Raw genomic sequence first — 24,511 nt, 5'->3', positions numbered from 1 at the left:
CGGGTTTCCGGCAGGAGGAGGAGACTTAATGTCCGCAGCAAGTGAAACACTAACCGGCGCACCCGCCGGTGGCTTTCTCGACAGGGAAAGAATCATCGCCCGGCCGGGCTTCAACCGCTGGCTCGTTCCGCCGGCAGCACTCGCCATCCATCTGTGCATCGGCATGGCCTACGGCTTCAGCGTGTTCTGGCTGCCGCTGACGCAGGCCATCGGCATTTCCGAGAGCGTCGTCTGTGAAGACATGACGCTGGTGGGCGCGCTGTTCACCACGAGCTGCGACTGGCGCGTTTCCGATCTCGGCTGGATCTACACGCTGTTCTTCGTGCTGCTCGGCTCCGCTGCCGCCATCTGGGGCGGCTGGCTGGAGCGCGCCGGCCCGCGTAAGGCCGGCGTGGTTGCAGCCTTCTGCTGGTGCGGCGGCATCGCCGTTGCAGCGCTCGGCGTCATGATGCACCAGCTCTGGCTGATGTGGCTGGGCGCTGGCGTGATCGGCGGCATTGGCCTCGGCCTCGGCTATATTTCGCCGGTTTCGACGCTGATTAAATGGTTCCCGGACCGTCGCGGCATGGCCACGGGCATGGCGATCATGGGCTTTGGCGGCGGCGCGATGATTGGCGCACCGCTGGCCGACATGCTGATGAACACGTTCAAGACGGCCGATTCCGTTGGCGTGTGGCAGACTTTCCTGGTCATGGCCGTGATCTATTTCGTGTTCATGATGGGTGGCGCTTTCGGCTACCGCATTCCGCCGGCTGGCTGGCGCCCCGAGGGCTGGACCCCGCCTGCCAAGAGCGCGAAATCCATGATCACCTCGCGCCATGTGCATCTGCGCGACGCCCACAAGACGAAGCAGTTCTGGCTGATCTGGGCGGTTCTGACGCTCAACGTTTCCGCCGGCATCGGCGTGATCGGCATGGCGTCGCCCATGCTTCAGGAGATCTTCGGCGGACGTCTGATCGGCCTTCCCGAACTCTCGTTCAATGAACTCGATGCATCGCAGAAGACCGCGATTGCAGCGATTGCGGCAGGCTTTGCCGGTCTTCTGTCGCTGTTCAACATTGGCGGACGCTTCTTCTGGGCCTCGCTTTCCGACAAGATCGGCCGCAAGAACACCTATTATGCCTTCTTCCTGATCGGCATCGTGCTCTACGCGCTCGTTCCTTCAGCGGCGCATATGGGCAGCCAGGTTCTGTTCGTGCTGATGTTCGGCATCATCCTGTCCATGTATGGCGGCGGCTTCGCCACCGTGCCGGCCTATCTGGCCGACATTTTCGGCACGCAGTTCGTGGGCGCGATCCATGGCCGCCTGCTGACGGCATGGGCAACGGCCGGCATCATCGGCCCCGTGGTGGTGAATTACATTCGTGAAGCGCAGCTCAATGCGGGCATTCCGCGCGAGCAGGTCTACGACTTCACCATGTACATTCTGGCCGGAATGCTTCTGCTCGGCCTGATCTGCAACATGCTGGTCAAGCCGCTTTCGGACAAATGGTACATGTCGGATGAGGAAGTGGCCAAGCTTCAGGCGAAGTCTGCCGCTGCGGATTCCGGCCCGACCGGTTCCTTCGGCATCGGCAAGGGCGGCTTCGACAGCAAGGCGCTCATGGCCTGGGCCATCGTTGGTATCCCGATCCTCTGGGGTGTCTGGATAACGCTGCAGAAGACCGCGGCCCTGTTCTAGGCAGGGTTGTTGCAGCGCTGCCCTCCGGCTCTCGAGCCCCGCCGGAGGGTGGTTTCCAAGGGCCGCGCGATGCGCTGTGTCAGGCTTTGCATCGCGCGGCCCTTTTTGTTTCGGCAACGGAAAAGCGCCTGTCGATCACGCCTACTTTCAGGGGCGACGGGCTTGTCAGCGGCATGGGGCTTGTCGAATAAGAAGCACGCCGTGCGTGACCTGCGCGGCGATGGATTTAGGGCAAATGCGCCTGTGGCTCGCGATGAAGCCAGGCCCGACGCATTTGCCAGACCCGGCGGCCGATTGCGGCGCGCGGGGCATGGTTTTGAAAGGGAGACAATGAAACCTGTTGCACTGGCTATTCATGGCGGTTGCGGCGTCATGGCGAAGAGCGATCTGCGTGAAGAGGAATGGGAGGCTGCGCGCGCAGACCTTGCCGCATCGCTTCGCGCCGGCTGGGCCGTGTTGAGCAAGGGCGGTTCGGCTCTCGATGCGGTGGAAGCCGCCGTTGTCGTGATGGAGGATTCGCCCCATTTCAACGCTGGCTACGGCGCAGCGCTCAACGAGAACGCGGAGCATGAGCTCGACGCCTCGATCATGAACGGCGCAGACCTCGATGCGGGTGCGGTTTCGGCGGCAAGCCGCATTCGCAATCCGGTCAAGGCGGCGCGGGCGGTGATGGAGAAAAGCGGCGCGGTGCTGCTCACCGGCGCTGCCGCAGATCGTTTTGCCGAGCGTTGCGGTCTTGAAATGGTCGCGCCCGACTATTTCACCACGAAGCGCAGGCAGGATGCGCTTGCCGCCATGAAAGAACACGCAAAGGCAGGAACGGCTGCGGCTGCATCGGAAGCCGAGAAGCACGGCACGGTGGGGGCCGTGGCGCTCGATGCAGACGGACATCTCGCAGCCGCAACTTCGACCGGCGGATACAACAACAAGCCGGAGGGACGCGTGGGCGATTCCCCGATCATCGGTGCGGGCACTTACGCACGCGATGGCGTCTGCGCGGTTTCCGGCACCGGGCAGGGCGAGTTCTTCATCCGTCACGTGGTTGGCCACGAGATCGCAAGCCGCATCGCCTATCGCGGTGAAACGCTGGAGATGGCGGCGAACGGCGTCATTCGCGAAGACCTGAAATCCTACGGGATCGGTGCCGGGGCCGTGGCGGTGGACGGGGCGGGCAATGTCTGCGCGCCCTACAACACCGCCGGCATGTTCCGTGGCTGGATTGCCAGTGACGGCGCGCTCTACGTGGCGTCCCATGACGAGGTGTTCTGCGTCGAGACGCTTGAGGCTTCCGTCTGAGGACTGGTGCAGGCGCGCTGCTCTTGCCGCGCCCGCCGGGCGTCTCTATGTCAGGCGGGCGTGGGCAGCGGCCCTGAGACGAGCGGAGACAGAGCGCTGGACGAGCACATCATCATCGTGGGAGCGGGGCATGGCGGCGTGCAGGCGGCGGCAAGCCTGCGCGAGGAAGGCTATGCCGGGAAGCTGACCCTGATTTCGGCAGATCCCGAACTTCCCTACCACAAGCCGCCGCTTTCCAAGGCCTTTCTGAAGGCGCTGGATGCCGAACCGCAGATCCTCAAGGCGCAGGCCTTTTATGATGCGCAGGGCATCGATCTGCGCCTCGGCGAAACGGTTACGGCCATTGATCCCGAAGCCCATACGCTGACGCTTTCAGACGGGAGCGTGCTTCACTGGAGCCGGCTTCTGCTTGCGACGGGCGCCCATGCGCGGCCTCTCTCGGTGCCGGGTGCGGACCTTGATGGCGTGTTCTACCTGCGCGACTGCGCCGATGCGCGGCAGCTGCGCGAGGCGGCGGAAACGGCGCAAAACGTCGTCGTCGTGGGGGGCGGCTTCATCGGCCTTGAGGCTGCCGCGACCATGGCAATGGCGGGAAAGCGGGTCCGGGTGGTGGAAGCCGCAGAGCGCCTTCTGGGCCGTGCGGTGAGTGCGCGGATTGCCGCGCATATGCTGGCCTATCACGAGAGCCTTGGCTGCGAAGTCATCACCGGCGCGGGCGTGGAGCGCCTGATTGGCGAGAATGGGCGGGTGCGGGCGCTTGTGACATCAGACGGGCAGGAGCTTGCAGCCGATCTTGTGCTGGTGGGCATCGGTGCGCTGCCGAACACCACGCTTGCCGAACAGGCAGGTCTTGTCTGCGACAATGGCATTCGCGTGGATGCGGCGTGCCGCACCAGCGCACCCGACATCTACGCCATCGGCGATTGCGTTTCGTTCCCGCATGTTGCGGCGGAGCGTTTCCTGCGGCTGGAATCGGTACAGAACGCGACCGATCAGGCGCGCTGCGCGGCGAAGGCCATGCTGGGGCAGGAGACCGCTTTCGATGCGGTTGCCTGGTTCTGGTCGGATCAGGGCGAACGCAAGCTGCAGATGGTTGGCCTGCCTTTCGGCGTGGATCGCGAGATCGTGGCGGGCGAGGCCGAGAGCGGCGCGTTCAGCGTCTATCTATTTTCAGGAGACCGGCTTGTTGCGGTCGAGACCGTGAACCGGCCCGGAGAGCACATGCTGGGCCGGCGCATGCTGGCCGCAGGATTCTCGCCAAGCGAGGCGCAGATACTGGAAGGACCGGCGGCGCTGAAGGCGGCGTTTATGGGGAAAGCCTGAGGCGAGAGGGGAGCTCCGCCTCTCCCATTTGAGGGAGTTCAGCACAAGCGTGAGCGACTACCAATCAATCTGATCGATTGATGGAGATTCGTTTCATGTCATGCGCAGCAGCCATCCCGCGCAATTCTTCGCTCGCGATCAGCAGCCCTCTCAGGGGGATGCTGAGATCTTCTTTTATTCTGGCGCTTCTTGCGGGCGTGGCGTTCGTGAATGCCGGGGCGGACGCCCGTGCCCAGACGCTGAGCAAGGAGGAGCAGGCGCGGCTTGCTGCCGCCGATGAAGGCGAGACGCCCGCAACCGCCATCGCCCTGCCTTTCGAGGACCGTTTCGAGGATGACGGGCTTGCCGCGCACTGGCAGGTTCTGAACGAGGACCGCGACCAGTATGTTGCCGAGCGGGGCATGCTGCTTGCCATCACCAGCGGCGGCAGGGACGGTTTCGACAATGCCGATGCGCGCAACATCTACCAGTTGAAGGGCGCCATGCCGGACGGCGATTTCGACATCTCGCTTGGCGGCCGCCTCGACGCCAAGACCGGCTTTGATGAAGTGTGGCTGGGACTGCGCGAGAGCGATGAGAATTTCGTCGCCGCGCATCTCTATGTTCATACCAAGGGCTGTGGACCGGCGCTCTATATCAGCACCGTCGCCAACCAGCCGCTCAACCCGGAAGAACCCGCCGTGCCTTCTGCGATGTCCGTCAACCTCTTTGACGGGCCGGCAGCCCGGAATATCTGCAACAAGACCGGGCGCGCCTACGGGGATCGGGTTCTGGCCGATCTTTATGAAAAAGGATTCGTTCTCACGCTTTCCAGGCGTGGATTGCGCTACCAGGCGAAGGTCACGCTCGATTTGCCCGCCGGTGAAGGCGAGGCGGTAGGCGGCGTGCAGGAATTTTCCGGCGGCCGGGTCGCGCGCATGGCCGGTTTCGGCAGCCCCGCCTTCATGGTCGGGCAGGGCAAGAAGGCCAAGGGCGGGGAAACACTCGCCGAGTTCGACCGGTTCAGCATCAAACGTCCGGGGCAGCAATGAGCAGGGTGAGCAGAATGATGGGCAAGACGTGTTTCGCGCAAGGGTTGCGGCGCGCCATGCTGGGCACGGCGCTGGCCATTTGCATTCCCATGGGGGCGCTGCAGGCGGAAGCGGCCGAGATTGATGACGCCGTGGAGGTGGTGCGCATGTTCTTTGCCGAACACAGCCGCCGCTTCAACAACAATGAAGAGCCGCTTCTCAATGATGGCAAGGCCTCGCGACGCTTTCTCGTGGACGGGCTTGCCCATGACGATCTGCAGGGCGCGCTGATGTTCGATCCGGTTTATGGCGGACAGGATGCGGACATAGCCAATCTGAACATCGCGCCGGATGCGGATGCGCCCATTCTGCGCGGTGCGGCGCAGATCCACGTGACATTCACGAATATGGGCGCGCCGCGCAACTTCATCTACACGCTGATCGAGGCCCCGGACGGGACGTGGCAGATCAACGACATCTATTCCGAGGATGACAACTGGTCGCTGTCGGAGCTGGCGCAGGGTCAGGGTTTTGAAATCCGCTCCGATCCGGCCATGGAGGCAACGCTTTCGGGCGGGGGGGCTTCCGGCGCCGGATCGGGCGGAGACCGCAGGCCGGAGGGTGCGGGCGCTGACGACCGGTCTTCCATCGTGCCGGGCATGGAAGAGGGAGACCTGCCGGGCAATGGTCTGGCCGAAGGCGGCAGTGATCTTCTGTTCGTTCTGGACGGTTCAGGCTCCATGTGGGGGCAGATCGACGGTGTGGCGAAGATCACCACGGCGCGACAGGTTCTGTCGGGTCTGATGGGCGATCTGGCAGCCAACACGAATGTGGGGCTGATGGCCTATGGCCACCGCCGCGAGGGCGACTGCGGCGATACGGAGATCATTTATCCGGTTGCCAATTATGAAAGCGGGCAGTTGAAGCCGGCGATTGAAGGCATCACGCCGCGCGGCAAGACGCCGATTGCCGACGCGCTCATGCGCGCTGCCGACGCAATGCCGCAATCGGGCCGTCCGGCCAATGTGCTCCTGATCTCGGATGGTCTGGAAACCTGCGGCGGGGACCCGTGCGCGGCGGCGGCAGCCCTTGCCGAGCGCGGCATCAACACGCGGGTGCATGTGGTCGGTTTCGATCTGAGCGATGAAGAAAACGCAGCCCTGCAATGCATCGCGGATAACGGGAACGGCAATTACTACTCTGCCAGCAATGCGGACGAATTTGCGCGCGCCGTTGGCGAGGTTGTCGCCGAGGCCGAGCGACAGATGCCCGAGCTGAAACCTGCGCCGCAGCCTGAACCGGTGGTTCAGGCCGTGTTCGAGGAGAATTTCGACGGGCCGGAACTGGATGCGGCCTGGCAGGTGGTAAACCCGGCTGAAAATCTCGCAGCCTTCACCGGCGATGGCATGCTTTTCACCTCGGTGCTGGGCCGCTATGCCAATCATGACGATGCGAAGGCTCAGAACCGCTATGTGCTCGATCATGCCCTGCCTGAGGGTGATTTCGACCTTGCGCTCGATTTCAGGATTCATGAGCAGACCGGATATGAAAATGTCTGGCTCAGTGTTCAGGACGATGCGGAAAACCAGATCGGTGCGATGGCATGGGTCTGGCGGAAGGGCTGCGGGGCCTATCTGAACCTGTCTCTGATCCGCGTGAGCGATGGCAAGGAGGAAGCCAGGTTCGATACGAACCTCTTTGACGGGCCGATTGTCGCCAGGCTCTGTCAGGACGGCGACCGCGCTTATGGCGACCGGGTTCTGGAAGCGCTCGGCACGCAGGGCGCGGAACTGCGGCTCAAGCGGCGCGGACGGCAGGTGACGGCGGCCATTGCGATGGAACTGCCCGAAGCCGACGGACGACCGGCCGACACGTTCCGCTTCGAGACAGAACCGATGACCGTTCTGCGTCTTTCCGGTCAGCCGGCCGTTCTGGCCGGGCACTGGCACAAGGCGCGTCCGGGCGAAAGTCATATCGCCTTTGATCGCTTCACGATTGAGGCCGGATCGGAATGATCGCGCTCCACACGGTCTGGCGGCATCTGGCAGGTGCAATGCTGCTCGCGGCCATGACGACCGTGACCCATGGGCAGGAACCGGATGCGCAGGTGCTTCGATGCGCAGCCGGGTTCGGTTGTCCCGCGGGCGGCGTGTCGCAGGAGGACGCGCTTGGCCTTGTGGATGTACGCTCGGCGCAGGAAGCGCGTGACCGCTATGCGCAGGATCATCCCGATCTTTATGTCGAGGATGCCTTCGAGGCGGCGAAGGAGACGGCTGCCGAGCCCGTGGAAACAGCGGATGCCGATCTTCTGCGCTGCGCATCGGGCTTTGGCTGTGAGGGTATGGCTGTTTCGCCAGACGATGCGCTGGTCCTTTCGGGCGAGAAAAGCAGGAGCGCTGCGCGTGACCGCTACGCAAGCGAATTTCCGGAAACCTATCTGGAAGACGCCTTTCCCTCGGAAGGCCAGCGCGACAATCCGGTTAAACTCGATGCCGACAGTGCGGATGAGACCTCCGGAGAGATCGAGCTTTTCGATGGCAGCGAAGAACCGTCCAGGGCAATTGATCTGTTTGAGGGAGAAGGCGGCCCGGACCGGAAGAAAAGCAGCACAGAGGGTTCTGATTTCGCGCAGCTTGAAGGCTATGCCGAAAAGCCCTGCGCAGGCGAGGTCTACCAAAACCCGGATTTCATGCATATGGCCGGGTACAAGGTTGCCCTCTGTCTCAGGATGGCAGGCAATGCGCTCAGTGATTGCGGTCTGCCTGCCGCCCGCGCTTTCTGCCTCACAAGGCAGCATGGCAATGCAGCCTGTTTTGGCGTGACGACGGCAGCTCAGGCGCTCAATGTCGGCGCTTATTGCCAGGGTGGTGGCTGTGCGGCGTTCAGCTTCATCGTATGCCGATAGGGCGATTGTTGCGCAGTACTGCGTTGCAAAACCACCCAAATGGGAGAGGCCACGCGCCGCATGATCGTGTCTCCTGCCTGCATTGAAGAACGCAGGGTGAAGGAGAACCAGATGCGAAGATTTGTGATTGGACTGGCTGCCATGCTGGGCCTTGCCATCGTCGGCCATGCGCCTGCCGCGATGGCCAAGACGATCTGTTCCATTCAGGCGGTTGAAGCGAGCAGCAAGGGACACCGCACCGGCAAGGGAGCCGTGGCGCGGGCCTGGGTCAACTGGCAGGGCAAGATGCGCAATGTGCACGGACGACGCTTCTCGGTGGCGCTTGCGCGTTCAACGCGCGGCTTTCCCAAGCGGCAGCGTAACGGCCGTTTCAATCATGCGGCCACGGTGCGCGCACAGGGTTGTTACGTCAAACGCGTCTCCTGCGTGACCGGCTCGGGCATCACGCCGGTCTGTGAATGCCAGCCGGACAGGCGGGCCGCGCTTCGGCAGGGCTGCGAGGTCTACGCGCCGGGACGACGTTAAAATCCGGGCGGCCCCTCATTTCAGCCAGCCCACCGGCCCGGACATGATCCGGGCCGTCAGCTCGGCCTGGCTGTGAACGCTCATCTTCTGAAACGCCTTCTTCAGGTGCCCGCGCGCGGTGCTGACAAGAATGCCCAGTTCGCCGGCGATCTCATCCAGTGACATCCCTTCGGCGATCAGGAGCGCGATTTCCGCTTCCTTGCCGGTCAGCCCATAGGCCAGCTCGGTGAGCACGCGGCGCGTGTTGTCGTCATCGTCGCGTTCCGTAGCCCGCAGGATGAGGATGCTTGCCGGGCCCTGGCGCTGAAGTCCGGTCTGCCGGAGCGCCTGCGGGTGAAAATGGAAGCCGACCGGCGCATTGTCGTGCAGCACGATCCGGTCATTGTTGACCTTCCCGGTGTCCTCGGCGGCTGCGCCTGAAACGAACAGTCGGCGGGTGGCAGCCGCGCTGAAGGCATCGCCATCGGCACCGGGTGAAGTTTTGGGAAAAATCCGTAAGAGCGTTTCCCTGTAGGTCGTATTGGCGTGCAAAAGCGCGCCATCGGCATCGAGGATCGCAATGCCGATTTGCAGCTTGTCGATGACCGCCTGAAGCAGGACGCCCAGCGTGGCATTCATCATCACCTGCCGGTTGAGGCTGAAGGCCCGCTCCCAGTGGGGCATCAGGCGTTCGATGCGCTCGGCCAGTTCGGCCTCCGTCATCTCGCCATCCTGCTCGGCCTCGTAGATGATCCGGTAAATCACCTCGGTCCAGCGCGTCTCGTCATCAATGGCGTTGTAGCAGAGCTCGACCAGTTCGTCGGGGCGCATGTCTGCGGGCGCGGCTCCGCCGCCGAGGCGGGCGATCACATCGCTCGCCAGCTGTGCGACGTCCACTTCGCTGTAGCGTGCGTCAGCGGTCGCTGCGCCATCCTGACCGACCCAGTCGAGAATGCGTTTTGAAATGCCGAAGCGCCTTTCTTCCAGAAACAGGCCGGAGCGTACGCCTTCGACACGTTCGGCGGCGACGTCCTCAACGCCGACTTCAGCCAGAAAGCGTTCGATGGGCGGCAGGAACCCGCCATCGCGCAGCATGGCGTCCTCACCGCCAAACATCACCAGAACGCGGGTGCCGGGCTTGAGGCGCGCATTGTTTGGCCATTTCCAGGCGGACAGCATGCCCGAGAAGATGTTCGACCAGTAGGCGGGGCTGGGAATGGGCCAGCCTTCCGGATCGGACACGATCTCGCGGATCAGGTCCCGGTCGGTGCTGATGACATCTGCCGGATGCTCCCGGTCGCGCAGATGCGCGCCGAGAAAGGCATAGAGATGATGCAGGATCTGTTCGTCCGGCTGGTCGGCGGCGCGAAGACGCATGCGGACCTTTGAAAAGGCTTTGCCGAACAGGGCAAGCGTTCTCTGGTTGGGAACCGGCGAGATGAGCACGATGTGGCGGGCAAGGTCGTGCCAGGTCTTCATCACTTCAAGCGTCATCAGCGCCGTGATGTTCGGCACCACGACGAGGCGGTCTTCCCACCCGACGCCATCAAAGCTGCGTTCCAGAAGATGGCGCATGTCGTCCACGGCCAGCGACCAGCCATCGCCGGTGTCCAGATGGCCGAGCGGCACCTGGGCGTCCGTGCTTTTGCCATGGCCGCGAATATCGCCGGAATGGGCATCCCAGCCGGCGGCGCGAAACCCTTCCGCCAGATCCGACAGCATGCCGGAATGGGTGGGCTGGCTGTGGCCGATGAACACGGCCCTGCGCGGGGCGGAAGTGCGCGGCTGCGATGCCGAGCGCCATTTCCGGTAGAACAGCGGCGGGCCGTTCACACGCGCTAAGTATTTGGCTTCCATGGGTTCCTCCTGCATGCCCTTCTGGCAGACGCCGGCTGAACCGACACTGAACGGGGCGTGCAGATTCCCCGAAACGGGGGAAACCTAGAGCATTTTGCAGTCAGGTGGAAACACCAGACATCCGCATGAATGCGCAGAGCGGGCCGGCATCAGCGATGCCAGCCGGAACAGGACACAGATGGCTACGCGCCTATTCGACGTAGCGCTTGATGGCGAATTTCGCTTCTTCGAAGTCTGCCGCGATGCCGGCCAGAAGTGTGTCGATCCGGTCGGGGTTGGCGTTCTTGCCCACCAGCCTGTCCTGCGCCATGAAGAACAGAACATCGTCATCCACCACGAAACCGACATTGTGGTAGCGCTGAATCAGGTCGAGCATGGTCGCCTGTGTCGCGGGGGTGAGAATGCGCAGAATGTCGTGCTCCACCGCGTTTTCATCACCGCTCTTTGCTGTTCCGGTGATGTTGAAGGCGGCGTTGAACTGCACGGATTCGGTCTTGATGTCCCGGTCGAGCGGCCCCCTGTTGACCAGGTTTTCCGGGCGGATGACGGCGCGAACGCCTGTCTTGCGGCCAATTCTGTAGGCCCCGAGCAATGAGAAGAAGACGCCGAAGCCGCCTTTGCCGCCATGCGCGTCTTCACGCAGCGACTTGTCTGCCGCAAGCCCGGCCTCCATCTGCATGGCGCCGATGGCCATCCAGAAAGGCAGGTCGTCTTTGGTGCTTTTGCCCCAGAATTCGCCGTCGAAGTCAGCGCCCATGAACGCGCCGACCTGAAGCTTCGTCAGTTCCGGAACAAGGGTCTCGACGGCTCTGGCGCGTTCCGATTTCACACGTTGTGCGCGCCGTTCCGCACCATCCGAGGACCAGGCCGTTTGATAGGCCATCACCCGCTCCATCAGCTTGCCGGTGTAGGTCCAGCCCTTCTGCCGTGCGAGCCTGACGCGCCGCAGGGTCTTTCGGCCATCTTCGTTCTCAAGCTCTGCGGCGAAGATGAATGCGCCGAAAAGAACCGTGGTGACGGCGACCGGAATGAAGGGGAACCCGTCAGTGAGAAAACCCTGCACGAAGGTCCACAACATGGCGGCAAGCGCGGCGATGGGAAGGAAACGCCGAACCGGAGCGGGCAGGGTGATGCCGGTCTTGATCTGCGAGATGTCGTCGGTTTCGACCGAGATGGTCCCCTGAACGGGATCCCAGTGGCCGCTGACGGCGTTCACGCCTGCGCTCCCGGCAGATCGATGGCCGGCACGGCCTCGACATGTTTGCGTTCGGCATCCGAGAGCGCGAAAAAGTCGGCCCGCTCGAAACGGAGCATGGCGGCGACCCAGCTTGAGGGGATCGCATCGAGCATGGTGTTGTAGCGCTCGACATTGCCATTGTAGAGCCGGCGCGCGGCGCTGATCTGGTCTTCGGTCTCCTCAAGCTGCTTCTGCAGCTCGAGTATGTTCCCCGTCGAGGTGATTTCCGGGTGATCTTCCGTATAGCCAAAGAAGCTGCGCAGGCTCGCCGTCAGTTCGGCCTCGGCCTCCTGAACCTCTTCCATCCTGCCATTGAGTGCGGCGACCGCCTTTTCACGCACGTCCAGAATGCTGTCGAACAGGCGGTTTTCCTGTGCGATGGCGCTGCGCGCCGCCGAGACGAGCGCGGGAACGAGATCGTGTCGTCGCTTGAGCTGCACCTGAACGCCGGAAAAGCCGTTCAGTACGGAATTGCGGGCCGATGCGAGGCGGTTCTGGAAGAAGACGAACCCGCCAAACAGGACGAGGACGATGATCAGTATGGTTGTCATGCCGGCTTTCACTTTCTGCAGAATGCTGCCGGCAATCGAGCAAATGGGGAAACCAAGCGCCTCTCCCATTTGAGGGAGTGAGCACCTTCAGATGGCCCTTGTGGCATCGAAACGGGGCCACACTGTCCGTTCAGACGGTGTCTCCGGTCTGGCGGCACGCCTAGTCTCCCGTCGCGCGAATCGGCGTTTCAGTGGGCGGGAAGCGGGACAGAAGACCGACGATGGACATCAATCTGCAATTGCCGCTGATCGGCGCGGTTCTGGCGCTGCCGGCGCTCTATGCGCTCTGGCGCGCGCCTTCGGGAACGCGCGACGATTTCATCTTCAATTCCGGCCGCACGGGGTTCTGGGGCACGCTTGCGGGCATTGTCTGCGGCAATATCGGAATCGGCACCTTCGTGGCGATCATGCTTTTTTCGGCGGCGAGCCCCGTGATCGGTGTTTCGCTGGCATTCGCCTACACGCTTGGCCTCGTGATCTGCGCAATCATCGCACCGAACGTGCATGCGCTTTCTGAACGGCACGGGGTGAGGGGGCTGATCGATCTGATCGTGGTCACCCACCGCATCCAGCAGCCCCTTCTGGTCTGGCTGCCCATTGCGTTCGTGTTTCTGCTGCGCGCGACCGTGCAATTGCTGGCGCTGGCGGCGATCCTGATGACGATCCTGCCCGTATCACAGCTGGCGGCGGTGGGGCTTGCGGCGCTCTGCGCCGGCGCATACACGGCCATCGGCGGCTATCGCGTGGCGACGGAAACGGATGTCGTGCAGTCGCTCATCATCGTTGCCGGCATTGCGCTTTTGACATTCGCCAATCTGGGTGCGGTTCCGCAGACCGGGCCATTCTTCGATCTGGGCCCTTATCGGCTGCCGCTCCTCATCGGTGTCTGGCTCTTCATCCCGGTCAGCGCGGTGCTGGCGGTGGACAACTGGCAGCGCATGGCGACGGCGCGCGATCCGCAGGTGGCGCGCAGGGCATTTCTCGCCGGCGCTCCGCTTTGCCTCCTGTGCTATCTCGGCATCGTCTGGCTTGGGCTCGGCGGCGCAGTGGAGGGCGCGATAACGAGCGGCCTGCACGGTCTTGTGCCGGCGGGCCATGGCTGGATCGTCGACCTGATGCTGATCGCCGTGGTCATGTCGACCATGGATACATTCGTCATGCCGCTGATGACCGGGCTTGAGCGCACGACGCTGCCGCTCAGGCAGTTACAGCTGATGGTGGTCGCCGTTTTCGCAGGCATGGCCCTGATCGGCGCGCTGTTCGGTGACCTCCTGTCTTCCATCATCGCCGCCTTTTCATCGCTCGCCGTGTTCCTGCCGACCGTGCTTGCAGCGGTCCTGGGCCACCGGGTCAGTGCGCCTGCCGCCATCCTGTCGCTGAACGCGGGCGTGATCGTGACGCTTCTTCTGCTCACCGTGGATCAGAATTCGGCGGCGCTGGTGGGCTGCGCATTCGCGGCCATGATCTACGCTCTCACCGCCTATCTGACAGGCAGTCGCCGGGCCATCGCCGGTTAGGGGGCGATTGAAAAACGGGTCTAAAACCGGTTTCCATGGTGCGGTCCGGTGCTCCAGCGCATGTTACGCTTTGAAAAATGCCGCGCGATGGGGCACATATCTGCGCAGAGAGGCGCGTGACTGCGCTGCATCATGAAACACTGCAGACAGAGCCCGTAAATGGCTGAGTACAATCAAAAATTCGCCGTAGCGCCCATGATCGACTGGACGGACCGGCATTGCCGCTACTTCCATCGCCGGCTGACGGAGCGCGCGCTGCTCTATACGGAGATGGTTGTTGCGGATGCTGCGATCCATGGCGACCGGTCGCGCCTCCTGGGCTTTGACGAGAGCGAACACCCCGTGGCGCTGCAGCTTGGCGGCTCCGATCCGCAGAAGCTGGCTCAGGCCGCGGAAATCGGCGCGGCGTTCGGCTATGACGAAATCAACCTCAATGTCGGTTGCCCCTCCGACCGGGTGCAGTCGGGCACGTTCGGCGCATGCCTGATGAAGACGCCGGAGATTGTCGGTGCGTGTGTCGCCGCAATGAAGGAGCGTGTGTCGGTTCCCGTCACGGTCAAATGCCGGATCGGCGTGGATGAGCAGGACACGCAGACAGCGCTTGATGCGCTGGCGGAGGCTTCCTGGTCGGCTGGTGCGGATGCGCTTTGGGTGCATGCGCGCAAGGCCTGGCTTCAGGGGCTCAGCCCCAAGGAAAACCGCGAAATCCCGCCGCTCGATTATGACCGTGTCTATCGCCTGAAGGCGGCGCATCCAGACCGCTTCATCGGCATCAATGGCGGAATTGCAACCCTTGAGGACGCTGCCGCGCATCTTGCGCATGTGGATGGCGTCATGATGGGGCGCGCGGCCTATCAGAACCCGGTGGTTCTGGCCGGCGTCGATGCGCTCCTTGCCGGAAACACGCCGCAGAAGGTTGATTTCGAAGCGCTGATCGACACCATGGCGGCCTATGCCGGGCGGCACATTGAAGCAGGCGGACGCCTGTCGCATGTGACGCGGCACATGATCGGTCTGTTCCACGGCTATGACGGCGCGCGCCGCTACCGGCAGATCCTGTCGAGCGAGGCGACGCGGGCGGGTGCGGGGCCGGAGGTGCTGCGCGCGGCGTTTGCCGCCGTTGATCTCAGCACGCAGCGCGACGCGGCCTGAAGCGTGTTCAATCATCACGCATAATCTGCAACAAGCCATGGGGTGTTTCAGCCGAGCGGATCGGTCGAACCGGGGCGGGAGAGGGAACTGACATGAACCTACCGATTGGCGAGATCGCCATGTTTGCCGCTGCCCTTGCGGCTGCGGGCGTCGTGGCGGGCGTTCTGGCCGGGCTGTTTGGCATTGGCGGCGGGGCGATCCTCGTGCCGGTGTTCTATCAGGTCTTCGGGCTGGTCGGTGTGGACGAGGCGGTGCGCATGCATCTTTCCGTCGGCACCTCGCTGGCGATCATCGTGCCCACCTCGCTGCGCTCGTTCCGCGCGCATTATCTGCGCGGGGCGGTGGATATGGACCTTCTGAAGAGTTTCGTCATCGCGGTGCCGGTGGGCGTGGTGCTTGCCTCGCTCGTTGCGGCCTATGTGTCGAGCGGCGGTCTGCGCGCCATCTTTGCGGTGATCGCGCTTCTTGTCGGTGTGCGGCTGCTTTTGAACCGCGAGGGCTGGCGGCTCGGCACGGAGCTTCCGGGCAATCCCGTGCGCTCGATGGTCGGTGTTCTGATCGGCTTCCTGTCGACGCTGATGGGCATTGGCGGCGGCGTGCTGAACAACACCTTCATGACGCTGTTCAACCGTCCCATGCATCAGGCTGTGGCGACCTCGTCCGGCGTCGGCGTTCTGATCTCAATACCGGGCCTGTTTGGCTATGTGTGGGCCGGGTGGGGCGAACCGCTTCTGCCGGTCGCCTCGACCGGCTATGTGAACTGGATTGCGGTGTTCCTGATCATCCCGATCACGCTTCTGGTTGCGCCGCTCGGTGTGCGGATCGCCCATGCGCTCGACAAGCGAAAGCTCGAAACGGCGTTCGGCATCTTCATGATCATCGTTGCGGCCCGCTTCGGCTGGAGCCTGATCTGATTCCGCTCAGAAAAATGCTCTAGAGCGTTTCCGCTTTTCCTGGAATTGCTCTAGATAAGCGTCCGCTCGAAGCGGTTGCGGCGCATTGCGTAGAAAGGAACGGGTGCGCCGGGGGCAAGGTCGGGATCGACCTTGAGACGCGCCTCGAGATCATCGAGGATCGTGCAGGTGATCAGCGGAACCTCGGTTTCCTTGGCTTCTGGAATGGGAAGCCAGACCAGCTCTTCCAGTTCGTGGGTCGGCCCGCCATCGGGCAGTTCGACGGCCACGTCATCGCGCCAGGCGGCGAGAAAGCGTGTGTCGAAGCGGCGCACGCGGCGCGGCGGCGTCACGGCGCGGGCAATGTAGCGAAGGCCCGAAAGCGACGGGCAGACGCCGTGCTCGACAAAGCCCTGCCAGTCCTTTGCAGCAGTCGAAAACGCACCCTTTTCACCGATCAGAAGCCCTGCTTCCTCATAGGTTTCGCGGATTGCGGACATGGCGACGGCGCGGGCGCGCGCGGCCGTGGCGCGCGATCCGGTGCCGATGAGACGACGCTCTTCATCCGGGTGGAGACCGGAGGCGACGGGAATGCGGCTGTCGGCGGGGTCCGTGCGTCCACCGGGAAAGACGAAGCGGCCGGGCATGAAAGCGTGTTTGTGGTGGCGGCGTCCCATCAGAACGCGCACCTGATCGCCGCTGCGGTCGAGCAGGATGAGCGTTGCCGCGTCGCGCGGGCGCATCGGCTTTCCGCCAAGCGAAAAGTCCTTTGCCTCGGCGCGGTCCACCGCCGCCTTGTCGAGACCGTCCATACGGTTTGGCCGATCACTCATCGCTGTCTCCTGAAAGCTCGCATCGCTGTGCCGCATCGATGCGGCGTCAGCGCATCTCGTCTGAGGCGGAAGCATCAAGCTCCGGGTGGGTTTCAATGGTATCTTCCTCGCCACCGAAACCGTGCATGTAATAGGCCCATTGCAGCCCCACGACTGCGCCCTTCATCGGTTCGATGAGCAGCAGAGACATGATGATCGTGAGCGGCACCCAGATGGCCAGATGAACCCAGCCGGCCCAGTCGGTCACGGCTTCCAGTCCCATGAACGCGCCGACCACGATATGGCCGACGACGAAGATCACCAGATAGGCAGGCAGATCGTCGGCGCGGTGATGATGGAAGGCCTCGCCGCACTCGGAGCATTCGTCGGCGGTCTTGAGATAGGTGCGGAACAGCTTGCCACGGCCGCAATTGGGGCAGCGCCCCAGAAAACCGCGCTTCATCGCCTCGCCAAGCGGGCGTGTCGGCTTCTGCCCGGCTGCTGCGCCGCCGTAAACCTTCTGTTCCATTACCGTCTCCTGCTCTGGCTGGCGCGGCGGCTTTTGCCCTGGCTGCTTCCACGGCGGCCCTTGGCCTTGTGGAAGGATTTCATCGAGCCGGGAAGCTTGTCGGGCTTGCTCAGCATCTCGAAGCGCATCGCGCCGGCCATCGGTGCAATCTCAACGAGGCGGACCGAAACGGAATCGCCAAGCTGGAAGCCACGGCCGCTGCGCTCGCCCACCATGGCGTGGCGCGCTTCGTCATAGATATAGTATTCGTCGCCCAAAGTGGAAACGGGAACGAAACCGTCCGCGCCGTAATCCGGCAGCTGAACGAAGAGGCCGGCCTTGGCGACACCGGAGATGCGGGCATCGAATTCCTCGCCGACACGGCTGGAGAGGTGTTCTGCGACCAGCCGGTCGACCGTGTCGCGTTCGGCGGCCATGGCGCGGCGCTCGGTGGCGGAGATCAGGGCGGCGGTCTCTTCAAGCCGCGCCTCTTCCTCGGGCTTCAGACCATCATCGCCCAGACCGAGTGCGGAGATCAGCGCGCGGTGAACGATCAGGTCCGCGTAGCGGCGGATCGGTGAGGTGAAGTGTGCGTAGCGGCGGAGGTTCAGACCGAAATGGCCGAGATTTTCCGGCGCGTAGACGGCCTGACTCTGGGAGCGCAGGACCACCTCGTTGACAAGCTGTTCGTGCTCGGTGTCGCGCACGCGGGAGAGAATGGTGTTGAACTGCGAGGGTTTCAGCTGCGCGCCGCGCGCCAGCGAAATCTCAAAGCTCTGCAGGAATTCGCGCAGCGCCTCCTGCTTGGCGAGCGAGGGCGCATCATGCACGCGGTAGACAAGCGCCTGACGCTTGGCTTCCAGCGTTTCAGCAGCGGCCACATTGGCCTGCACCATGAATTCTTCGATGAGCTTGTGCGCATCGAGGCGCGGCGGCACGACAACGCGGTCGACCGTGCCATCTTCTTTCAGAAGGATCTTGCGCTCCGGCAGATCGAGTTCGAGCGGCTGGCGCTCCTCGCGGCCGCGCCTGAGCGCGCCATAGGCGTCCCACAGCGGCTGGAGGATCGTTTCCAGAAGCGGACCCGTCTTGTCGTCGGGATTGCCGTCTATGGCGCTCTGAGCCTGCTGGTAGGAGAGTTTTGCCGCAGACCGCATGATGACGCGGTGGAACGAATGGCCGATCTTGCGGCCCGTCGCGGTAAAGCGCATGCGCACGGCCATGGCCGGGCGGGCTTCGCCCTCACGGAGCGAGCACAGATCGTTTGAGATGCGCTCGGGCAGCATCGGCACCACCCGGTCGGGGAAATAGACCGAATTGCCGCGCTTGAGCGCTTCGCGGTCGAGCGCAGATCCCTGGCGCACATAATGCGCCACATCGGCAATGGCCACGGTGGCGATGAAGCCGCCACGGTTCTTCTCGTCGGGGTCGGGTTCGGCCATGACCGCGTCGTCATGGTCCTTGGCGTCAGCCGGGTCGATGGTGATGAGGAGGCGGTCGCGCCAGTCTTCACGGCCCGAAAGCGTGATCGGTTCTGCGGCCTCGGCCTCCGCGATCACCTGATCGGGGAAGACATGGGGGATTTCATGGGCGTGAATGGCGATCATGGAGACCGCCTTTTCGCTCGACAGCGACCCGATGACCGAGGTGACCTTGCCGCGAGAGGGGCCGTAGCGCCCGCCGGAGACCGGTTCGACCTCGACCAGATCGCCGTCCTGCGCATCGTTGAGATAATCCGCGTCGATCACCAGTTCGCGCTGCGTGCGCTCCACCGGTTCGATGCGGAAGCCGCCATCCTTCGATTTGCGCACGACGCCGAGCACATTCTGCCGGCGCTTCTCGAAGACCTTCATGACACGGCCCGTATAGGCCGGACCATCCTTGCTTTCGGTCGGGAAGACGCGGGCCAGAACGCGGTCGCCAATGCCGGCGGCCTTGCCGCCCTTCTGGGTGCGGATTTCAACCAGGGGCAGGGGGCCTTCGCCCTCGTCCTGATCGTCTTTCTCTGCGGGGCGCGCGAGCAATGCGCCCGATGCGTCACGCGAGAAGATGTCGAGCACCACCACATGCGGCAGCGCGCCGGGGCGCAGCAGGCGCTTGCGGGTTTTCTTCAAAAGCCCCTCATCCTGCAGGTCGCGCAGGATATCTTTCAGCCAGATGCGGTCGCCGCCCTTGAGGCCGAACGCCTTGGCAATGTCGCGCTTCGCCGTGCGGTCTGGGTTGTCGGTGATGAAGCGCAGCACCTCGTCGCGGCTGGGCAGTCGCGTATCGGAAGGCCCTTTTGCGCCAGATGCCCCTTTCGCGCCGGATGATTTTGCCGAACGGGGCTTGGATCTGGACTTGCCGGAGATGCTGCGCGCCAAGGCGTTATTCCTCTTTCTTGGCTGCGGTCTTCTTTTTGGCCGCGGTGGTTTTCTTTGCCGTCGTTGTCTTCTTCGCAGCAGGCTTTTTCTTGGCGGCCGGCTTCTTTTTTCCGCCCTTGGCCGCTTTTGCCGCGATCAGCTCCACGGCTTCCTCGAGCGTCACTTCCATCGGGTCCTTGCCCTTGGGAAGCGTGGCGTTGACCTTGCCATGGTTGACATAGGGGCCGTAACGGCCGTCGCGCACGGTGATCTTGCCGCCCTCGTCGGGATGATCGCCAAGCTCCTTGAGCGCCGATGGCGTGGAGCGGCCGCGACCGCCCTTGGCCTTCTTCTCGGCAATGACGGTCACCGCGCGGTTGAGGCCGACGGTGAACACATCTTCGACGCTTTCCAGATTGGCGTAAGCGCCGTCATGAAGCAGGAAGGGGCCATAGCGACCGATGCCGGCGGAGATCATCTTGCCGGTTTCGGGATGCTCGCCCACCTCGCGCGGCAGGGCGAGAAGCGAGAGCGCCTTTTCCAGATCCATCTCGGCCGGAGACCAGCCCTTGGGCAGACCGGCGCGCTTGGCTTCCTTGCCTTCGCCACGCTGCACATAGGGGCCGAAGCGGCCCGAGCGCAGGGTGATGTCCTCGTCGGTCTGCGGATCCTTGCCGAGCACCTTGTCGCCGTCGACGCCGTTCTCGCCATTCTCGCCGTTTCCAGCCTCGCCGAACTGGCGGGTGAAGCCGCATTCGGGATAGTTGGAGCAGCCGACGAATGCGCCGTGCCGGCCAAGTTTTAGCGAAAGCTGGCCGGTGCCGCAGCGCGGGCAGGCGCGCGGATCGGTGCCGTCTTCCTTTGCCGGGAAGGCGAGCGGAGCAAGTTCCTCGTTCAGCGCATCGAGAACATTGGTGACGCGCAGTTCCTTGATCTCGTCCACATGGCCGGAGAAGTCCTGCCAGAAATCGCGCAGCACATCCTTCCAGGAGAGCTGGCCGTCGGAGATCTTGTCGAGCTTCTCTTCAAGGCTGGCCGTGAAGTCGTATTCCACGTAGCGCTCGAAGAAGCTCTCCAGAAACGCCGTGACGAGACGGCCCTTGGCCTGCGGCATGAGCCGGCGCTTCTCGATGATCACGTAATCGCGATCCTCAAGCGTCTTCAGCGTCGCAGCATAGGTGGACGGGCGGCCGATGCCGAGCTCTTCCATCTTCTTGATGAGCGAGGCTTCGGAATAGCGCGGCGGCGGCTCGGTCGTGTGCTTGGTGACGTCGATGGTCTCGCGGGTCTGCTCCTCGCCCTCGCGGATCTCGGGCAGGCGGCGGCTTTCCTCGTCGTCGGCGTTCTCGTCCTTGTCGATTGCATAGGCGGCAAGGAAGCCTTCAAAGCGGATCACCGAGCCAACGGCGCGCAGGCCCGCATTGCGGCCAGCGTTCTCGGCAAGGATCTCGACCGTGGTGCGCTCAATCTCTGCCGGCTGCATCTGGCTGGCGATGGCGCGCTTCCAGATCATCTCGTAGAGACGGGCCTGATCCGGATCGAGATAGCGGCGCATCTGGTCGGGCGTGCGGGAGAAATCCGTCGGGCGGATCGCTTCGTGCGCTTCCTGGGCGTTCTTGGCCTTGACCGAATAGAAGCGCGGCTTCTCGGGCAGGTAGCGCTCGCCGAAATTGTCGCCGATCGCCTTGCGGGCCTGATCGAGCGCCTCGGGCGCCATCTGCACGCCGTCGGTACGCATATAGGTGATGAGACCGGCGGTCTCGCCGCCAATATCGATGCCCTCATAAAGGCGCTGCGCGACCTGCATGGTGCGCGATGCCCCGAAGCCGAGGCGCGACGAGGCGGCCTGCTGCATGGTCGAGGTGGTGAAGGGCGGTGCGGGGTTGCGCCGCGTCGGCTTGGCCTCGACGGACAGCGTGCGGAAGGTCGCGCCCTCCAGCATGGCCTTGATGTCGTCGGCCTGCTCCTGGCTCTTGATGTCGAGCTTCTGGAGCTTCTTGCCTTCAAGCGTCGTCAGGCGCGCCTCGAAGCTCTCCTGGCGGGGCGTGGCGAGCTTTGCCGCGATCTGCCAGTAGTCTTCGCGGATGAAGCGCTCGATCTCGGCTTCGCGGTCGCAGACGAGCCTGAGGGCCACGGACTGGACGCGGCCGGCCGAGCGTGCGCCCGGCAGCTTGCGCCACAGAACCGGCGACAGGGTGAAGCCCACCAGATAATCGAGTGCGCGGCGGGCGAGATAGGCATCCACCAGCGGCGTGTCGAGGTCGCGCGGATTGGCGAGCGCATCGAGAACCGATTTCTTGGTGATGGCGTTGAAGACGACGCGGCGAACCGGCTTGTCCTTCAGCGCCTTCTTCTGTTTCAGAACCTCAAGCACATGCCAGGAAATCGCTTCACCTTCGCGATCCGGGTCAGTGGCGAGGATAAGGGTGTCAGCCTCCTTCACGGCCTTGGTGATATCACTCAGGCGTTTGGCGGAAGGGCTGTCGACACTCCACGACATGGCGAAGTCTTCGTCCGGGCGAACGGACCCGTCCTTGGCCGGCAGATCGCGCACATGGCCGAAGGAGGCGAGAACCTTGTAGTTCGAGCCCAGATATTTGTTGATGGTTTTCGCCTTGGCAGGCGACTCGACGATAACGAGATCCATAAGCTTTCAGATTTCCCCGCAGGCTTCCGGCTTTGTCGCCGCGCCCCGCATTTTGAACGAATCCAGCCCCGTCACATGGCCGTGCTTTACCCCGCGGTCAAGGGCCAATGGGAATTTCGTCCGCTGGCGAAGGGCTGTGGATGGCGGTGCGTTTATCGTAAATTTATCGTTTATTTGTTTATAACGGCATGTATACTCCATCTGGGTCCTTAATGGAGAAGTACCGGGGAAACAGGCAACACTGGGGCTGCACAACAGGAGCATCGGGGCTGTGAAGAGGGGTGCCGCGCGCTGGAAGGGAGTGTCGGCGAATGGGCGAACAGTATGGAAGGAGACGTACCGAGACGCTTGATTACGTTCAGGCGATGCTTGGGCAATTGCGGACGATGGCGCTTTCCGAACGGTGCGACATGCTCGCCTACCTGATCGAGATGGCCTATCTTGAGGCCAGCGACATCATTCGTGGCGAACGACCGCATCGGGTCGGGGAATGTCGTCTTGAGCTAGATGTCGGTGGGAACAAGCGAGACCGCGCTTCCTGAGTGCCGTTCGAGCCGGCCCGCCAGATCAAGCTCAAGCAATATTGTCATGACCTGTGCCGGGTGTAGCCCGGTATGGCGAATGAGATCATCGACAAGCACGGGCGTCGGTCCCATCGCGTTGACGATGTGGTCGCGCTCGCTTTCGCTTGGGGGCGGAGCGGAGGTCAGGGGCTCCGGCTCTTCAAAGCTTTCCGTTCTCACGGGCGGCGTGTCCAGAAGCGGCAGGATCTGCGACACCACGTCATCCATCTCGGTCACGAGGATCGCGCCATCCTTCAAAAGCGCGTTCGCGCCGCCCGCCCTTGGATCGAACGGCGAACCGGGCACCGCGAAAACCAGCCGTCCCATCTCTCCTGCCAGTCTGGCGCTGATCAGAGAACCGGACCGCTTGGCGGCTTCCACCACCACGAGACCGAAGGCAATGCCGGCAACGAGGCGGTTGCGGCGCGGGAAATCGCGCGCGCGGGGCGTCCAGCCGAACGGCATTTCGCTGATTACCACGCCGCGCTCGGCGATCTCTCCATAGAGCCTGTCGTTCTCGGGCGGATAGGGCTTGTCGAGCCCGCCGGCCAGCGCGGCGACGGTGCCTGTCTCCAGACTGCCCTTGTGGGCGGCAGCGTCGATGCCGCGCGCGAGGCCCGAAGCAATCGTGAAGCCGGCGCTGCCAAGGTCCGAGGCCAGGCGCTGGGCCATCTTGATGCCGGTGACGGAGGCGTTGCGGGCACCGACCATGGCGATGGTGGGGCGCTGCGCGATTGCGAGATCGCCTTTCATGGCGAGAAGCGGCGGGGGCTGGTCCATGCGGCGCATCAGGGGCGGGTATTCCTGCTCGCCCACAGCGACGAAGCGCGCGCCGAAACGGCGGGCCTGTTCCATTTCGCGTTCGGCGTCCTCGCGCGTCGCGATCACGATGCGCCGATTGGCGCCACCGCGCTGCGCAAGTTCGGGAATCATCTCAAGGGCGTTCGTTGCAGAGCCGAAATGATTGACGAGCTGGCGAAAGGTCGCCGGCCCGACATTCTCGCTGCGCAGGAGCTGCAGCCAGTCGAGGCGCTGTCGGTCACTGAGCCGCACACCGCCCCGGGGCGCGTTCACCCCTTGCCCCCGATGCGCGTTTCCGTGCCGGATAGAAGGCGCGCAATGTTTGCGCGGTGCTTGATGAAGACGATCAGGCTCATCAGAACGAACAGTTCCGCCGCTTGCACATATCCAAGCAGATAAAGCCCGATGGGCACCGCGACGGCGGCGACAAGCGCCGACAGTGAAGAGTAGCGGGTGAGGAAGGCGACGGAGAGCCACACCACGGCGAAGATCAGCGCGCCGGGCCAGGCGATGGCGACGAGCACGCCGAGATAGGTTGCCACGCCCTTGCCGCCGCGAAAGCCGAGCCAGACGGGAAAGAGGTGGCCGAGAAACGCGCCAAGCCCGGCTGCGACCGCCTGATCAGGCCCGTAGAGCCCGGCCAGGAGAACGGCCACCGTGCCCTTGAGCGCATCGCCCAGAAGGGTGAGGGCAGCGAGCTTCTTGCTGCCGGTGCGCAGCACATTGGTTGCGCCGATATTGCCTGAGCCGATCTTGCGCACATCGCCCTTGCCCGCAAGCCGCGTGATGATGAGGCCGAACGGGATGGAGCCGAGCAGATATCCGAAGACAAGCGCGGCAATGAGATAGGGCAAGGCTACTTGCCAACTGATGGGATCTGGCATCCGACTCTCTCCCCCGGTGTTTCGGAGT

20 protein-coding genes are annotated in these 24,511 nt (G+C 63.5%); 11 read left to right on the top strand and 9 right to left on the bottom strand.

What is annotated here, in order from left to right; translation table 11 throughout:
• The first annotated feature begins 28 nt into the window (after window positions 1–28).
• From ACRTG1_RS15545 to ACRTG1_RS15515, 7 genes are all read left to right on the top strand, one after another.
• Window positions 29–1,681 (top strand): OFA family MFS transporter, encoded by a 1,653-nt coding sequence (locus ACRTG1_RS15545; RefSeq protein WP_206545392.1) that lies wholly within the window; start codon window positions 29–31, stop codon window positions 1,679–1,681.
• Window positions 1,682–2,011: 330 nt separating this feature from the next.
• Entirely contained in the window at window positions 2,012–2,977 is a 966-nt protein-coding gene (locus ACRTG1_RS15540; RefSeq protein WP_206547633.1) for an isoaspartyl peptidase/L-asparaginase family protein, read from the top strand.
• A gap of 96 nt (window positions 2,978–3,073) precedes the next feature.
• Window positions 3,074–4,300: an NAD(P)/FAD-dependent oxidoreductase gene (locus ACRTG1_RS15535; protein WP_206547728.1), complete on the top strand. Its 1,227-nt coding sequence runs from the start codon at window positions 3,074–3,076 to the stop codon at window positions 4,298–4,300.
• A 158-nt stretch (window positions 4,301–4,458) separates the two neighbouring features.
• On the top strand, window positions 4,459–5,331 hold the full coding sequence (locus ACRTG1_RS15530) for a hypothetical protein (RefSeq protein WP_432516535.1): 873 nt from the start codon (window positions 4,459–4,461) through the stop codon (window positions 5,329–5,331).
• A 14-nt stretch (window positions 5,332–5,345) separates the two neighbouring features.
• Complete coding sequence (locus ACRTG1_RS15525; RefSeq protein ID WP_432516534.1) at window positions 5,346–7,325, top strand: vWA domain-containing protein; 1,980 nt, start codon at window positions 5,346–5,348, stop codon at window positions 7,323–7,325.
• A complete protein-coding gene (locus tag ACRTG1_RS15520; RefSeq protein WP_432516533.1) occupies window positions 7,322–8,215 on the top strand; it encodes a hypothetical protein in 894 nt (297 codons plus the stop codon). Before ACRTG1_RS15525 ends, ACRTG1_RS15520 begins: the two co-directional genes overlap by 4 nt.
• A gap of 111 nt (window positions 8,216–8,326) precedes the next feature.
• Complete coding sequence (locus ACRTG1_RS15515; protein ID WP_432516532.1) at window positions 8,327–8,740, top strand: hypothetical protein; 414 nt, start codon at window positions 8,327–8,329, stop codon at window positions 8,738–8,740.
• Between the two features lie 15 nt (window positions 8,741–8,755).
• On the opposite strand, the gene ACRTG1_RS15510 is transcribed toward ACRTG1_RS15515, so the two are convergent.
• The 3 genes from ACRTG1_RS15510 to ACRTG1_RS15500 all read right to left on the bottom strand — a co-directional run bounded on the left by ACRTG1_RS15510 (window position 8,756) and on the right by ACRTG1_RS15500 (window position 12,364).
• A complete protein-coding gene (locus ACRTG1_RS15510; protein ID WP_432516531.1) occupies window positions 8,756–10,576 on the bottom strand; it encodes a serine aminopeptidase domain-containing protein in 1,821 nt (606 codons plus the stop codon).
• A gap of 190 nt (window positions 10,577–10,766) precedes the next feature.
• Complete coding sequence (locus ACRTG1_RS15505; RefSeq protein WP_432516530.1) at window positions 10,767–11,792, bottom strand: hypothetical protein; 1,026 nt, start codon at window positions 11,790–11,792, stop codon at window positions 10,767–10,769.
• Complete coding sequence (locus tag ACRTG1_RS15500; RefSeq protein WP_162742308.1) at window positions 11,789–12,364, bottom strand: LemA family protein; 576 nt, start codon at window positions 12,362–12,364, stop codon at window positions 11,789–11,791. Before ACRTG1_RS15500 ends, ACRTG1_RS15505 begins: the two co-directional genes overlap by 4 nt.
• Before the next feature lie 221 nt (window positions 12,365–12,585).
• Between ACRTG1_RS15500 and ACRTG1_RS15495 the strand changes: the two genes are divergently transcribed.
• From ACRTG1_RS15495 to ACRTG1_RS15485, 3 genes are all read left to right on the top strand, one after another.
• Window positions 12,586–13,881, top strand: a complete 1,296-nt coding sequence (locus ACRTG1_RS15495; protein WP_432516529.1) for a sodium:solute symporter family transporter — start codon at window positions 12,586–12,588, stop codon at window positions 13,879–13,881.
• Between the two features lie 159 nt (window positions 13,882–14,040).
• Window positions 14,041–15,033 carry a tRNA dihydrouridine(20/20a) synthase DusA gene (gene dusA, locus ACRTG1_RS15490; RefSeq protein ID WP_432516528.1) on the top strand — a complete coding sequence of 331 codons (993 nt, stop codon included), beginning with the start codon at window positions 14,041–14,043 and terminating at the stop codon, window positions 15,031–15,033.
• 92 nt (window positions 15,034–15,125) lie between these two features.
• Complete coding sequence (locus tag ACRTG1_RS15485) at window positions 15,126–15,947, top strand: sulfite exporter TauE/SafE family protein (protein WP_432516527.1); 822 nt, start codon at window positions 15,126–15,128, stop codon at window positions 15,945–15,947.
• 50 nt (window positions 15,948–15,997) lie between these two features.
• On the opposite strand, the gene ACRTG1_RS15480 is transcribed toward ACRTG1_RS15485, so the two are convergent.
• The 4 genes from ACRTG1_RS15480 to topA form a co-directional block, all read right to left on the bottom strand.
• Window positions 15,998–16,738: an NUDIX hydrolase gene (locus ACRTG1_RS15480; protein WP_206545509.1), complete on the bottom strand. Its 741-nt coding sequence runs from the start codon at window positions 16,736–16,738 to the stop codon at window positions 15,998–16,000.
• Window positions 16,739–16,805: 67 nt separating this feature from the next.
• The gene (locus ACRTG1_RS15475) at window positions 16,806–17,267 is read right to left on the bottom strand and encodes a DUF983 domain-containing protein (RefSeq protein WP_432516526.1); all 462 of its coding nucleotides are present in this window, start codon (window positions 17,265–17,267) and stop codon (window positions 16,806–16,808) included.
• On the bottom strand, window positions 17,267–19,609 hold the full coding sequence (gene rnr / locus ACRTG1_RS15470) for a ribonuclease R (protein WP_432516525.1): 2,343 nt from the start codon (window positions 19,607–19,609) through the stop codon (window positions 17,267–17,269). Before rnr ends, ACRTG1_RS15475 begins: the two co-directional genes overlap by 1 nt.
• Window positions 19,610–19,613: 4 nt before the next feature.
• Window positions 19,614–22,235, bottom strand: coding sequence for a type I DNA topoisomerase (gene topA / locus ACRTG1_RS15465; protein ID WP_206552635.1), 2,622 nt, complete (start codon window positions 22,233–22,235; stop codon window positions 19,614–19,616).
• A gap of 311 nt (window positions 22,236–22,546) precedes the next feature.
• On the opposite strand from topA, the gene ACRTG1_RS15460 reads away from it, so the two are divergent.
• On the top strand, window positions 22,547–22,777 hold the full coding sequence (locus ACRTG1_RS15460; RefSeq protein ID WP_317561239.1) for a hypothetical protein: 231 nt from the start codon (window positions 22,547–22,549) through the stop codon (window positions 22,775–22,777).
• Here ACRTG1_RS15460 and dprA read toward each other — a convergent pair.
• Both dprA and plsY read right to left on the bottom strand, forming a co-directional pair.
• Window positions 22,739–23,872, bottom strand: coding sequence for a DNA-processing protein DprA (dprA, locus tag ACRTG1_RS15455; RefSeq protein WP_432516524.1), 1,134 nt, complete (start codon window positions 23,870–23,872; stop codon window positions 22,739–22,741). The two genes, ACRTG1_RS15460 and dprA, sit on opposite strands and share 39 nt — an antisense overlap.
• On the bottom strand, window positions 23,869–24,483 hold the full coding sequence (gene plsY, locus ACRTG1_RS15450) for a glycerol-3-phosphate 1-O-acyltransferase PlsY (RefSeq protein ID WP_113155112.1): 615 nt from the start codon (window positions 24,481–24,483) through the stop codon (window positions 23,869–23,871). The genes dprA and plsY overlap by 4 nt, the downstream gene beginning before the upstream one ends.
• Between the last annotated feature and the right edge of the window lie 28 nt (window positions 24,484–24,511).

Origin of the sequence: Nitratireductor sp. PBL-C9, from assembly GCF_050877045.1 — a bacterium.
Taxonomy (GTDB): Bacteria; Pseudomonadota; Alphaproteobacteria; order Rhizobiales; family Rhizobiaceae; genus Nitratireductor; species Nitratireductor aquimarinus.
The sequence above is the reverse complement of the archived record's forward strand: the minus strand, read 5'-3'. Positions and strand labels throughout refer to the sequence as shown.

What these genes read in the sequence shown, in the direction of transcription:
- ACRTG1_RS15545 (WP_206545392.1), top strand. Translation starts at nt 29, where the DNA reads ATGTCCGCAGCAAGTGAAACACTAACCGGCGCACCCGCCGGTGGCTTT.
- ACRTG1_RS15540 (WP_206547633.1), top strand. Translation starts at nt 2,012, where the DNA reads ATGAAACCTGTTGCACTGGCTATTCATGGCGGTTGCGGCGTCATGGCG.
- ACRTG1_RS15530 (WP_432516535.1), top strand. Translation starts at nt 4,459, where the DNA reads ATGCTGAGATCTTCTTTTATTCTGGCGCTTCTTGCGGGCGTGGCGTTC.
- ACRTG1_RS15525 (WP_432516534.1), top strand. Translation starts at nt 5,346, where the DNA reads ATGATGGGCAAGACGTGTTTCGCGCAAGGGTTGCGGCGCGCCATGCTG.
- ACRTG1_RS15520 (WP_432516533.1), top strand. Translation starts at nt 7,322, where the DNA reads ATGATCGCGCTCCACACGGTCTGGCGGCATCTGGCAGGTGCAATGCTG.
- ACRTG1_RS15515 (WP_432516532.1), top strand. Translation starts at nt 8,327, where the DNA reads ATGCGAAGATTTGTGATTGGACTGGCTGCCATGCTGGGCCTTGCCATC.
- ACRTG1_RS15510 (WP_432516531.1), bottom strand. Translation starts at nt 10,576, where the DNA reads ATGGAAGCCAAATACTTAGCGCGTGTGAACGGCCCGCCGCTGTTCTAC.
- ACRTG1_RS15500 (WP_162742308.1), bottom strand. Translation starts at nt 12,364, where the DNA reads ATGACAACCATACTGATCATCGTCCTCGTCCTGTTTGGCGGGTTCGTC.
- ACRTG1_RS15495 (WP_432516529.1), top strand. Translation starts at nt 12,586, where the DNA reads ATGGACATCAATCTGCAATTGCCGCTGATCGGCGCGGTTCTGGCGCTG.
- dusA (WP_432516528.1), top strand. Translation starts at nt 14,041, where the DNA reads ATGGCTGAGTACAATCAAAAATTCGCCGTAGCGCCCATGATCGACTGG.
- ACRTG1_RS15485 (WP_432516527.1), top strand. Translation starts at nt 15,126, where the DNA reads ATGAACCTACCGATTGGCGAGATCGCCATGTTTGCCGCTGCCCTTGCG.
- ACRTG1_RS15480 (WP_206545509.1), bottom strand. Translation starts at nt 16,738, where the DNA reads ATGGACGGTCTCGACAAGGCGGCGGTGGACCGCGCCGAGGCAAAGGAC.
- ACRTG1_RS15475 (WP_432516526.1), bottom strand. Translation starts at nt 17,267, where the DNA reads ATGGAACAGAAGGTTTACGGCGGCGCAGCAGCCGGGCAGAAGCCGACA.
- topA (WP_206552635.1), bottom strand. Translation starts at nt 22,235, where the DNA reads ATGGATCTCGTTATCGTCGAGTCGCCTGCCAAGGCGAAAACCATCAAC.
- ACRTG1_RS15460 (WP_317561239.1), top strand. Translation starts at nt 22,547, where the DNA reads ATGGGCGAACAGTATGGAAGGAGACGTACCGAGACGCTTGATTACGTT.
- plsY (WP_113155112.1), bottom strand. Translation starts at nt 24,483, where the DNA reads ATGCCAGATCCCATCAGTTGGCAAGTAGCCTTGCCCTATCTCATTGCC.